The sequence below is a fragment of the Gordonia sp. LMA484 genome (assembly GCF_058129505.1).
On the sequence record NZ_CM176700.1, the window covers coordinates 2,992,348 to 3,004,170 of the forward strand.

Annotated in this window: 13 protein-coding genes; all 13 read right to left on the reverse strand. The window is 67.8% G+C overall.

Annotated elements, in window-relative coordinates; translation table 11 throughout:
• Positions 1–59: 59 nt before the first annotated feature.
• On the reverse strand, positions 60–503 hold the full coding sequence (locus AC4AMJ_RS13175) for a hypothetical protein (RefSeq protein WP_489918249.1): 444 nt from the start codon (positions 501–503) through the stop codon (positions 60–62).
• Positions 500–1,570, reverse strand: coding sequence for a hypothetical protein (locus AC4AMJ_RS13180; RefSeq protein WP_489894495.1), 1,071 nt, complete (start codon positions 1,568–1,570; stop codon positions 500–502). Before AC4AMJ_RS13180 ends, AC4AMJ_RS13175 begins: the two co-directional genes overlap by 4 nt.
• Positions 1,567–1,941 (reverse strand): hypothetical protein, encoded by a 375-nt coding sequence (locus tag AC4AMJ_RS13185; RefSeq protein ID WP_489894493.1) that lies wholly within the window; start codon positions 1,939–1,941, stop codon positions 1,567–1,569. Before AC4AMJ_RS13185 ends, AC4AMJ_RS13180 begins: the two co-directional genes overlap by 4 nt.
• A gap of 23 nt (positions 1,942–1,964) precedes the next feature.
• Positions 1,965–2,297 carry a YbaB/EbfC family nucleoid-associated protein gene (locus AC4AMJ_RS13190; protein ID WP_489894491.1) on the reverse strand — a complete coding sequence of 111 codons (333 nt, stop codon included), beginning with the start codon at positions 2,295–2,297 and terminating at the stop codon, positions 1,965–1,967.
• A gap of 26 nt (positions 2,298–2,323) precedes the next feature.
• Positions 2,324–3,058 carry a tRNA (guanosine(37)-N1)-methyltransferase TrmD gene (gene trmD, locus AC4AMJ_RS13195; protein ID WP_489894489.1) on the reverse strand — a complete coding sequence of 245 codons (735 nt, stop codon included), beginning with the start codon at positions 3,056–3,058 and terminating at the stop codon, positions 2,324–2,326.
• Positions 3,059–3,060: 2 nt separating this feature from the next.
• The gene (gene rimM / locus AC4AMJ_RS13200; RefSeq protein ID WP_489894487.1) at positions 3,061–3,579 is read right to left on the reverse strand and encodes a ribosome maturation factor RimM; all 519 of its coding nucleotides are present in this window, start codon (positions 3,577–3,579) and stop codon (positions 3,061–3,063) included.
• A 14-nt stretch (positions 3,580–3,593) separates the two neighbouring features.
• Entirely contained in the window at positions 3,594–3,836 is a 243-nt protein-coding gene (locus tag AC4AMJ_RS13205) for an RNA-binding protein (RefSeq protein WP_489894485.1), read from the reverse strand.
• Positions 3,833–4,300, reverse strand: a complete 468-nt coding sequence (rpsP, locus tag AC4AMJ_RS13210) for a 30S ribosomal protein S16 (RefSeq protein ID WP_489894483.1) — start codon at positions 4,298–4,300, stop codon at positions 3,833–3,835. Before rpsP ends, AC4AMJ_RS13205 begins: the two co-directional genes overlap by 4 nt.
• 481 nt (positions 4,301–4,781) lie before the next feature.
• Positions 4,782–5,879, reverse strand: coding sequence for an amidohydrolase family protein (locus AC4AMJ_RS13215; RefSeq protein WP_489918250.1), 1,098 nt, complete (start codon positions 5,877–5,879; stop codon positions 4,782–4,784).
• A 17-nt stretch (positions 5,880–5,896) separates the two neighbouring features.
• Positions 5,897–7,465, reverse strand: a complete 1,569-nt coding sequence (gene ffh, locus AC4AMJ_RS13220; protein ID WP_489894479.1) for a signal recognition particle protein — start codon at positions 7,463–7,465, stop codon at positions 5,897–5,899.
• Positions 7,466–7,514: 49 nt separating this feature from the next.
• Positions 7,515–10,067, reverse strand: coding sequence for a [protein-PII] uridylyltransferase (locus AC4AMJ_RS13225; protein ID WP_489894477.1), 2,553 nt, complete (start codon positions 10,065–10,067; stop codon positions 7,515–7,517).
• 99 nt (positions 10,068–10,166) lie between these two features.
• Positions 10,167–10,505 (reverse strand): P-II family nitrogen regulator, encoded by a 339-nt coding sequence (locus AC4AMJ_RS13230; protein ID WP_005176661.1) that lies wholly within the window; start codon positions 10,503–10,505, stop codon positions 10,167–10,169.
• A gap of 49 nt (positions 10,506–10,554) precedes the next feature.
• Positions 10,555–11,817: an ammonium transporter gene (locus AC4AMJ_RS13235; protein ID WP_489894473.1), complete on the reverse strand. Its 1,263-nt coding sequence runs from the start codon at positions 11,815–11,817 to the stop codon at positions 10,555–10,557.
• Between the last annotated feature and the right edge of the window lie 6 nt (positions 11,818–11,823).

Consider the following 11,823-nt stretch of genomic DNA (forward strand, 5'->3'; position numbering starts at 1 on the left):
AGAGCCAATGGTGCACTACACCAGACTAGGGCGTCAGACACGCCCCCGTGGGCCGCCGCTCAGCCTGCGTACCGGCTCAGCACGCTCTCCACCGCGGCAGGCCCCCGAAAGGCGACCGCCGCCTCGTAGGCGGCCTCACGCAGCCGGTCGCGTGGCTCGCGGCCCGCGGTGCCCGCGCCGATCACGTGGGCCACGCAGTTGAGTGCTCGCGCCTGGAAGAACGCGCGGTCGCGCGCATCGAGATCGCCTCGCCGTCTGGCCGCAAAAGCGCGTTGCTCATACTGCGCGAGCAGGCTGTTCACCTGGAGCTGACCGCTCGCCGACACCGTGCCCCGCTCGCGCAGTTCGGTCAGCGCGGCCGTGACGTCGGTGCTGTCTCCGATGTCGACGGCCGACATCACCGTGATCGCCAAGAAATACAGGCACTGCCGTAGGTCTTCCGCGGGTACTCGCTCGACCAGATCGCCGAGACCACCGCCCATCCGAGCGATCCGACTGTTCATGCCTCGTCCACCCGGACATCACCAGCGATGTCGAACACAGGGTCGTGAAAATCGCTCGGCGCGATCAGTTCGGCATCGAGATCGGTGAGCGCCGCGAGGGTGCCCGGCTCCATCGGCGTCGCCGCAGCGATGGCCGCGAGCATGGCGCCCGACCGGTTCATGTGGTCGACGATGGCCAGTTCGGCTGCACGGCCGTTGCCGACCAGGATCTCGTCGGCGGCGATTCCCACGCCCTCCCGCTCGTAGGGGTAGGGGTCGTCGCTGCCCACGACGACGGTGCGCGACCCGTCCGGTCCGAGTCCGATCCCGATCGCCATCCGCACCGCCCCGGCGACCGACGCCGGCAATCGCGACTGCAGCTGCGCGGCGCGGCGCTGCAACCATTCGGTGTCGGCGGTGGACAGCGCCGACACGTCGTCCCGTTCGGTCGCGGCGTGCCCCCCGGCGAGCGCCCCCGCGCCGGCGGCCAAGCCGCCCATCGCCGAGAAGGGCATCATGCCACTCGTGGCCGCAGGAGTCGGTTGATCACCGTCGTCATGACGATCCCCGGCCTTCTCGGCCTGTCCGGTGAACTCCTCGCCCGCCGCGGTCAGCGCCAGACGTCCGGCACCGGCAGCCATCACCCTCGCCGAGTCGTCGCCCAAGGTGGTCAGCAGATCGCCCCGCAGCCGCTCACGATCGGCCACCGACGCGACCACAGCCATCTCGTTGTGGGCGTGCACCGCGGCGTCCGCGTAGTCGTCCAATGCGGCCGCAGCGGCCTCGAGCCGCGTGACCGCGCGGTCGACGCCGGTGCCCGGAGTCCCGCTCAGCAGACGTTGCGCAGCGACGACGCCGTCGTGAAAATGACCCGATCCGCGCGCGAGATCGCGGTGGGCGGCAGCGATGTCGTCGGCCGCGACGGACGCGCGGGCGGCGAGATCACGGCACCGTGCCGCGGCTTGGCGCAGAGCCGGCACGTCGGCCGTCGGCCAGACGCCGGGCGCAAGGTCGTCGGCCAGCGCCCGGACCTCGGGCGGCACAGGTACCGGTACCGGGCCGGCGGATGATGCGGCGGGTCCCGTCATCGTGCACCCGAATCCAGCCGCAGGCCCAGGTCGCGGTCGGTGCCGCCGATTTCGCGCACTCCCCGGGCGATCAACGCCTGGTGATGGGATGTCGCGGTCCGTGCGTCGCCGACCGAGGAAGCGACATCGGCAGCCAACTGGGAGAATCTCCGACGGAAGGCGCGTGCGCCGTCATCGACACCGATCGCTGCGTCCGCCTCGCCGAGCACAGCGCTCACCTCATCGACAAGGCGTCCGAGATCGGCGGCGGCCGCCGACATCCGCGACGAGAGTTCGATCATCGCGGAGACGTCCGTCTGTAGTCGCGCGCCGGCGCGTCCTCCTGCTGTTTCCGGTGTCGGCATCCCGTCACCGACCGGCCCTTCACTCATCCAACTCCCCCTGATGGTCTCGGTCAGGCGTGCCGCTCAGCCCGAATGTCGGCGTAGTCGGGTGAGGGTTGGACGGCCGCAGCCAGGATCTGGTTCCGTCGGTCATGCAGATGCCGGTCGGCTTCGGTGACCAACGCGGTGATCTGAGCCGACAACTGCTCGGCGCGGTAGCGGCGCATCGCGCGCGGGTCGATCTCCAGGTCCACCAGCAGTCCGCGGGCATCCACGGTCACCGACACGAGTCGATCAGTACTCACCGCACGGGCCGTCATCTGTGCCATCGCGTCTCCGACCCGACTGAGCTCGGCACGCTGCCGTGACAGTTCCTCGAGCATGTCCGACCACCGATCCACCATGAGCCCCCTCCGCCGGTGCGACGATCCTATCCGGCGGTGTTGCCGGGCACGTCGCGGTGGGCCGAACCGTCGTCGGCGCCGCCGCCGGCCAGCAGGTCAGGACGTCGCTCTCGGGTACGCGCCAACGACTGCTCGTGACGCCAGGCAGCCACCTTCGCGTGATTGCCGGACAACAGGACCGGCGGCACCTCGAGTCCGCGCCAGGTCTCCGGTCGGGTGTAGCTCGGACCTTCCAGCAATCCGTCGGAGAACGAATCCTCTTGGTGTGATTGGGGATTGCCCAACACTCCGTCGATCAACCGGACGGTCGCCTCGATCATCGCCATCGTCGCGACCTCACCGCCGATGAGGACGAAATCCCCCAGGGAGACCTCCTCGACGCGAACACGTCGTGACGCATCGTCGAAAACCCGTTGGTCGATTCCCTCGTAGCGCCCGCAGGCAAACACCAGGTGCTGCTCGCGACTCCACCGCTGCGCCGTCTGCTGGGTGAACGACACCCCGGCCGGCGTCGGGACGACCAGCAGCGCATCGTCGGGACACACCTCGTCCAGGCACGGACCCCACACGTCGGGCTTCATCACCATGCCCGGGCCGCCGCCGTAGGGGGAATCGTCGACGCTGCGGTGCACGTCGTGGGTCCAGTCGCGCAGATCGTGCACGTCGACACTGATCCGCCCCTTGTCGATCGCCTTGCCCAGCAACGCAACTCGCAGCGGCGTCAGGTATTCGGGAAAGATCGAGACGACGTCGATACGCACCGTCACGCCTCGGGGTCGAGCAGGCCGTCCGGCGGATCGATGACGAGGCCGTCCGCTGTCACGGTGGGCACGATCTCACGGACGAACGGTATGAGCACCTCACGGCCATCCGGGGTTCGGACGGCGAGAATGTCGTTGGCCGGCAGGTGCAGCACCGACGACACCGCGCCGACCTCGGCACCCGTCACGGTCGATACCGGCAGACCCTCGAGTTCGTGGTCGTAGAACTCGTCGGGATCGGACCCGGAGTCGACCTCGGAACTGTCGATGAGGAACAGGGTGCCCCGCAGCGCGTCCGCGGCGGTGCGGTCGGCCACCTCGTCCAGCGACAGCAACAGCCGCCCGGCGTGTTCCCGGGCGGCTGTCACGGTGAAATTCTTCTCGCCCCCACCGCGCGGCAAGCGTGCACGGAGGGCGGTTCCCGGCGCGAACCGCGCGTCGGGATCATCGGTGCGGACGTCCACGACGACCTCGCCCCGCACGCCGTGCGATTTGGCCACACGGCCAACCACGAGATCCATCGCGGAGCGTTCGCTCAGCGGTCGGTGTCGACGATGTCCACACGCATCCCACGGCCACCGATGCCGGTGACCAGGGTGCGCAGGGCAGTCGCGGTGCGGCCGTTGCGGCCGATCACCTTGCCGAGATCATCAGGGTTCACATGAACCTCGACCAGACGTCCACGACGGCCGGTGATCATCTCCACCCGCACATCGTCGGGGTTGCCGACGATCCCGCGGACGAGGTGTTCGACGGCGTCGGCGACAACTGCGCTCACGCGTCCGCCTTGGCGTCGCCCTCGGCGGCCGGGGTCTCGTCGGCAGCTGCCTCGGCAGGCGCCTCGTCGGCCTTCTTGGCAGCCTTCTTCTTCGGCGTGGTGGCCTCGGCGACCGGGGCGCTGTCGGCCGCGGCCAGGGCGGCGTTGAAGAGGTCCAGCTTGGACGGCTTGGGCGCCGGGGTCTTCAGGGTGCCCTCGGCACCCGGCAGGCCCTTGAACTTCTGCCAGTCTCCGGTGACCTTGAGGATGGCGGCGACCGGCTCGGTCGGCTGCGCGCCGACTCCCAGCCAGTACTGGGCGCGCTCGGAGTCGACCTCGATCAGGCTCGGCTCTTCCTTCGGGTGGTACTTGCCGATGGTCTCGATCACCCGGCCGTCGCGGCGGGTCCGAGAATCAGCGACGACGATGCGGTACTGCGGGTTGCGGATCTTGCCGAGACGGGTGAGCTTGATCTTGACTGCCATGTCTTCTTCCTTCAGTGGTCACTGCGCAATTCAGCGATCCGCCCGTGTGGCGAACCCGGTTTTGCGATCTGTTCCGGTGTGACCGTCGGTCGGTACGTAACCGGGTCCGACGAACCAGCGTGCAATTCTGCCAGACGAGGGGGTCGGACCGGAAATCGTCATCTGCGCCGAAGGCGCGACAGGTACCGGCCGAGCACGAGAAGGTGGGGCGGGTTCGACATGTGGTTACCCACCCCGCTGAAGGTAACCACATGTCCGCGCACTCGACCGCTGAGGTCTCGACGCCCGGTCTCGTCGGCGGCCCTCCCCTGACCTGCTGCGACGTGACACTGGGCGTGGTCTCAGACGCCCGCGAACCCTGCAACGCTACGGCTACTTTACCAGCCGGTAAGTTAGCAAAACCAGCTCGCCGAACGTGGTTTACATCACACGAATAGGTCACATTCGTGCCGCCGAACTGGGATTTTCCGCGGCGTGACGCCTAGGAGATGGTTAGCCCGGAGCAAACGATCGAGCGAGGGCGACGCAACGTGGTCAGGTCTTCGCGGGGATCGTCGTGCAGAACGATGAAGTCGGCCCGGTCGCCCTCGCCGAGCAGTCCCGCGCCGAGCCACTCGCGGGGCGCAACACTGGCCGCGCGCAGCGCCGCCTCGGCACCGAAGCCGACCGCCGCCATCGCCTCGATCTCGTCGACGATGCGCCCGTGCTCGACGAAACCACCCGCGTCGGTGCCGGCGAACATCTGCACACCTGCCTCGCGTGCGGCGGCGAACACGGCCTCGGCGTTGCTGTACAGCTTGCGCATGTTGGCCTGGTAGCTCGGGAACCGGTCCGCGCCGTCGGCGATGCCCGGGAAGTTCTCCACCTGGATGAGGGTGGGCACCAGGGCGATCGAGCGTTGCACCATCGCATCCATCAGGTCGGTGGTCAGGCCGGTTCCGTGTTCGATGCAGTCGACGCCTGCGTCGATGAGATCAGGGAGGGCGTCCGAGCCGAACACATGCGCGGTGATCCTCGCCCCTTCGGCGTGCGCCGCGGCCACGGCGGCCCGGAGCTGACCAGGGGTCCACAGCGGTGCCAGATCCCCGACCTCGCGATCGATCCAGTCGCCGACGATCTTCACCCAGCCGTCTCCGGCCCGGGCCTGCCGGGTCACCTCGTCGGCGAGTTCGTCCGGATTCTCCAGGTCGATTCCGTAATCCCGCAGGTAGCGCTTGGGCCGCGCGATGTGCTTTCCGGAACGCAGGAAGCGCGGGCATGACGGGTCGGCGTCCAGGGGGTGGGTGTCCAGCGGGGATCCGACCTCTCGGATGAGCAAGGTGCCCGCCCGCGCGTCGGCCCGCGCGTACTCGCGGGCGCGGTCGATCGTCACACCGAGCCCCGGCGCGATACCGACGTGGTTGTGCGCATCCACCAGGCCCGGGATGATCCAGCCGTCGTCGATGACCGTGTGCGCCGATGCCACGGGCTCCCGGGTGATCGTGTCACCGACCACCCAGAGGTCCAGCTGTTCATCGGTGAACGGATCGCGCCCCCGGTAGTGCCGTACCTGATCGTCCGTGGTCGCTGCGATCCCCAATGAACTGGCCTCCGCGTCTACTTCTTCTTCGGCTGCTGGAACTGTGAGACGTCGATTCCCTCGAGCCCCGGCGGGAGCTCGTCGAGACCGGCCGGCATGTTCGACAGGTCGGGGAAACCGCCTGGCATCCCGGGCATTCCGGCCATGCCCGGGAACCCGCCCCGCACCTTCGGTGGGGTCGGCCCCCGGCTCTTGCCCTTGCCCTTCTTGCCCTTGCCCTTCTTGCGGTTGACCTTGCGGCCGCCGCCCATGCCCATCCGGCCCGACATCTGCGACATCATCTTGCGGGCTTCGAAGAATCGGTCGACGAGCTGGTTGACCTCGCTGACCGTGACTCCCGATCCGTTCGCGATGCGCAGCCTGCGCGACGCGTTGATGATCTTGGGGTTGTCGCGTTCGGCCGGGGTCATACCGCGGATGATCGCCTGCACACGGTCGAGTTGCTTGTCGTCGACCTGTGACAGCGCGTCCTTCATCTGACCCGCGCCGGGCAGCATGCCGAGGATGTTCCCGATGGGGCCCATCTTGCGGATCATCAGCATCTGGTCGAGGAAGTCCTCGAGGGTCAGGTCACCCTGGGTGATCTTCGCCGCGGCCGCTTCCGCCTGTTGCGCGTCCCAGTGCTGTTCGGCCTGCTCGATGAGCGAGAGCACGTCGCCCATACCGAGGATCCGGCTCGCCATGCGGTCGGGATGGAACACGTCGAAGTCGTCGAGCTTCTCCCCCGACGACGCGAACATGATCGGTCGGCCGGTCACCTCGCGGACCGAGAGCGCCGCGCCGCCGCGGGCGTCACCGTCGAGCTTGGTGAGCACGACGCCGGTGAAGCCCACACCCTCCTGGAAGGCCTCGGCCGTGCTGACCGCGTCCTGACCGATCATCGCGTCGACGACGAAGAGCACATCGTCGGGTGAGGTGGCCTCGCGGATGTCGGACGCCTGCCGCATCAGCTCTTCGTCGATACCCAGACGGCCGGCGGTGTCGATAACGACCACGTCGTAGTGCTGCGCCGTCGCCTCGGCCACACCGGCACGGGCCACCCCGACGGGGTCGCCCGAGGTGACACCGAGCTCACCCGCCCCGCCGACACTCGTACCGGGATGAGGCGCGAAGACCTTGACGCCCGCCTGCTCACCGACGATCTGCAACTGGGACACCGCTCCGGGGCGCTGCAGGTCACAGGCCACGAGCAACGGGGTGTGCCCCTGCTTCTTCAGCCAGTGACCGAGCTTGCCTGCCAGTGTCGTCTTACCGGCACCCTGGAGGCCGGCCAGCATGATGACCGTCGGCGGCTTCTTGGCGAAGCTGATGCGCCGGGTCTCGCCGCCCAGGATGCCGACCAGTTCGTCGTTGACGATCTTGACGACCTGCTGGGCCGGGTTGAGCGCACCCGAGACCTCGGCACCCTTGGCCCGTTCCTTGATCTTGGCGATGAAACCGCGCACGACCGGGAGCGAGACGTCGGCCTCGAGGAGCGCCAGACGGATCTCACGGCAGGTGCGGTCGATGTCGGCGTCGGACAACCGGCCTTTGCCGCGAAGGTCCTTGAGGGCACCGGCCAACCGATCGGAAAGCGAATCGAACATTCCTCTAGTCTTCCATGCTCGCGGCGAGAAGCTGATGCCGTGGCCTCGGTCAGCTGATGGGGACCCCGGATCGCGCCGTGCCGCCGTAGCCCTCCGGACCGTCTCCGCCGTTCTCGGACCGGGGTTGCGGGGGTGGGCAAACGGAGATGACGTCGTCGGCGAGCGCCGTACGTGCGGCTTCCCCGTCGTTCGGCAAGAGCAGGCAGAAAGTGTCGATGACGGTGTTGCCCAGGGTGGTCACCTTGGCCCAGCGGACCTGGGCCCCGTGCCGTTCGATCACGGCGCTGACCCGGCTCAACAATCCGATCCGGTCATCGGTGCGCAGTTCCATCAGGATCGCGCCGTCGTCGGTCCCGGCGTAACTCTGGGATTCCTCGCCGACGACCGGCTCTACCCAGAGGACCCGCGGCGGGGCGACGGCGAACAAGGCCGGGACGGCATTCTTGGGATGTCCACCGCCGTCGACTGCCGGGTCGGTGCTGCCGGCCGATGCCGCGGCACCCGCCACGCCGGGTACCGAGGCGATCGTCGGGATCGGCGATTCGGCCTCGCGGGCGTCGAGCCGCGCGATCACATCGATCTTGCCGTCCACCGCGGCCATCAACTGCTGCCGCATGAGCCCCGCCTCCGGCGGGCTGCCGAACAGCGGGACCACGACAAACGTGTTGACCGCACTGCCCGCATGACCCTGCACGGTCGCCGCGTGCGACCGAAGTCCGTTGAGCCCGAGGACACCGGCCATCTTGGACAGCAAGCCCGGCACGTCGGGCGCCACCATCGTCACCCGGAAGGTGTGGGAACCGTCCGCGGGCTCCATCTCCACCGAGTACCCGCCGGCCTCGGCGAGCGCGATCAGTTCCGGCGACAGCGGATCCGGCCGCGCGAGTTCATCGCCGTCGATCAACCGGAACGCGCGACGCACGAGATCGTTGATGAGCGAGGCCTTCCACTCACCCCAGACTCCCGGCCCGGTTGCGAGCGAGTCCGCCTCGGCGAGCGCGGCCAGCAGCTCCAGCAGCACGCGGTTGTAGCCGAGGGTCTGTGCCACCGATTCCGCGGTGGCGGGGTCGTCGAGGTCGCGTCGGGTCGCGACGGTCGGCAGCAACAGGTGGTGTCGCACCATCTCGGACAGGATTGTGACGTCCTGAGGCCACAACCCGAACCGGTTGCCGACCTGGATGGCCAGGTCGGCACCGACGATGCTGTGATCGGCTCCGCGTCCCTTGCCGAGATCGTGTAAGAGCGCGCCGAGGACGAGGAGATCCGGTCGCGACACCCGGGTGGTCATCGATCCGGCGTGGGCGGCGGTCTCCACAAGGTGACGATCGACCGTCCAGGTGTGGATGGCGTCCCGGGGTGGCAGGTCGCGGACCGCTCCCCACTCCGGTAACAGCCGGCCCCACAGACCGGTACGGTCGAGGGCCTCGATCGGGTCGACCATGTGATGCCCGGAACCCAACAACACCAACAGGTCGCTGAGCGCCTCCCCGGGCCACGGCTCGCGCAGCTCGGGCGCGTAGTCGGCCAGGCGGCTCAACGTCGACGCACTGATCGGCAGGCCGGTACGTGCCGACGCCGCCGCCACCCGCAAGATCAGACCCGGGTCCTTACTCGGAATGGCGTTGCGCGCCAACACGATCTCACCGTTGTGCTCGACCACTCCCTCGTCGAGCGGTCGCCGGATCGGTGACCGCCGCAACTTCGCCAGGCCGCGTCGGGGCAGCGCATTGCCCGCCGTACGCAACCCGACGTCGATGGAGTAGCTGATGGTGCGCGCCGAGTCGCTGATCACCCGGGCGAGATCGAAGCGATCCCCGATCCGCAGCGCGGCGCCGATCTCGTCGGCGTCCTGCGCACGGACCTGCTCGCGGGGGCGTCCCGCGATCCGATGCAGTTCGGTCCGGATGTCGAGGAGCCGGCCGTAGGCCACCTGCGGACCCGCACCGGGCGAATCGGGGCGCAGACTGGCCATGCCATCGGTGAGCTGGGCGATCGCCAAGGCACCCAGCAGCTGCACATCACGCAATCCGCCCCGCCCGTTCTTCAGGTCCGGTTCGGCCCGGTGCGCGATGTCGCCGGCGCGACGCCACCGGTCCTGCGCATGCGCGACGACCGCAGGGAACCGATCGCGGATCTCGGTGCGCCACTGCTGACGCACCCCGCTGATCAGCAATGCGGACAGGTCCTCGTCACCCGCGATGTGGCGTGCCTCCAGCAATCCCAGTGCCGCGCTGACGTCCTCGGCGGCCACCTGCAGCGCCTGCGGAACCGTCCGAACACTGTGATCCAACGGAATGTTGGCGTCCCACAACGGATACCAGAGTCCGTCGGCCACCTCGGCCACCTGATCCGGCGGCATCGCATCGTGCAGCAGGATCAGGTCGAGGTCTGAGAACGGAAGCAGTTCGCCGCGTCCGAGCCCACCGACGGCGACGATGGCGTAGCCACTGTCGGACCGGACCCCCAATTCGGCGCCCTTGCTGGTCAGCCAGAACTCGTGCAGATCGACGAGCACCTGCCGAAGTCCGGGCGCGTCGAGCTTGCCCGCCCGACCGGACTCCAGGAGCTGCCGGCGTGTCGCCGCGAGATCTGTTGCTGCCACGAGGGTTTCGCACTTCCTTTGTGATGGACGCGGCCCCGCGCCTGAAACGTCAGACGCGGGGCCGTGTACTTGTTGTCCAAGAGGGCATCTGCCCCGATCTCAGAGCGCGTCGGCGCCGCGTTCTCCGGTTCGCACGCGTACGACCGATTCGACCGGTGAGACCCACACCTTCCCGTCACCGATCTTTCCGGTGCGGGCCGCCTCGACGATCACGTCGACGACCTTGTCCACCGCCGCGTCGTCGACGACGACCTCGACACGTACCTTGGGTACGAAATCGACCGAGTACTCGGCGCCGCGGTAGACCTCGGTGTGACCCTTCTGCCGTCCGTAACCCTGGACCTCACTGACGGTCATACCCAGGATTCCGGCCTGTTCCAGTCCGGCCTTGACGTCCTCAAGCGTGAACGGTTTCACGATTGCGGTGATCAGCTTCATGAGTTATCCCTCTCCACGAGAGTCAGCGTAGTGGTGAATGTGTGAGGTTTCATGCCAGTTCATATGCCGTCTCCGCATGTTCGGCCTCATCGATGCCGCCGTGCTCGTCCTCGGTGCTGACCCGCCAGCCGAGCGGCTTGAGCGCGAGCGCGATGATCGTGGTCAGAATTCCGGTGAATGCCAATGCGAACAAGGCGATCACGAGCTGCACGACCAACTGCTTGTAGTCGCCGCCCCAGAACAGACCGGTGTCCTTGGCGAGGAAGCCGATGCCGATGGTTCCCCACAGGCCCGAGACCAGGTGCACACCCACGACGTCGAGCGAGTCGTCATAGCCGAACTTGAACTTCAGCCCGATGGCCAGCGCCGAGAGAATACCGGCGATGACGCCCAGGATCATCGATCCGACCGGGGTGAGAGCCCCACACGCGGGAGTGATGGCGACCAGACCGGCGACGATGCCCGAAGCGGCTCCGACGCTGGTCATGTGCTTGTCTCGGAAGCGCTCGACGGCGAGCCAGCCGATCATCGCGGCTGCGGTGGCGGCGGTGGTGTTCACCCACACCATGCCCGCGGTCATGTCCGCGGCGAGTTCCGAACCGGCGTTGAAGCCGAACCACCCGAACCACAGGATCGCAGCGCCCAACATGACGAACGGGATGTTGTGCGGACGGTAGGCGGTCTTGCCGAAACCGCTGCGGATACCGATGATCAGCGCGAGCACGAGACCGGCCATACCGGCGTTGATGTGGACCACGGTGCCGCCGGCGAAGTCGATCGGAGCGACGTTGGCCTCCCCATCGGTCGACCCGAACATCCACGACGCGAAGCCCGTCTCGGCGCCCGACATGATGCCACCGCCCCACACCATGTGGGACAGCGGGAAGTACACGATGGTGGCCCAGATGACACTGAAGACCAGCCAGGTCGAGAACTTGACTCGTTCCGCGACCGAACCGCTGATCAGGGCAACCGTGATCACGGCGAAGGTCAGCTGGAATGCGAGGAACACGAACGACGGAATCGATCCGCCGCCGGTCACGACCTTGTCATCCCCCATGGTGTCGGCCAACTGGCCGGAACCGAACAGAGCAAACGGATTGGAGAACATCCCCCAGATGTCGTCATCGCCGGTGATGCCGTTGCCGAAGGACATCGAGAATCCCCACAGCACGTACACCACGCTGACCGTGGCGATCGACCCGAACGACATCATCATCATGTTCAGGACCGACTTGCCTCGAGAAAGCCCCCCGTAGAAGAAGGCCAGGCCCGGTGTCATGAAGAGCACGAGCGACGCGCTGGCGAGCATCCAGGC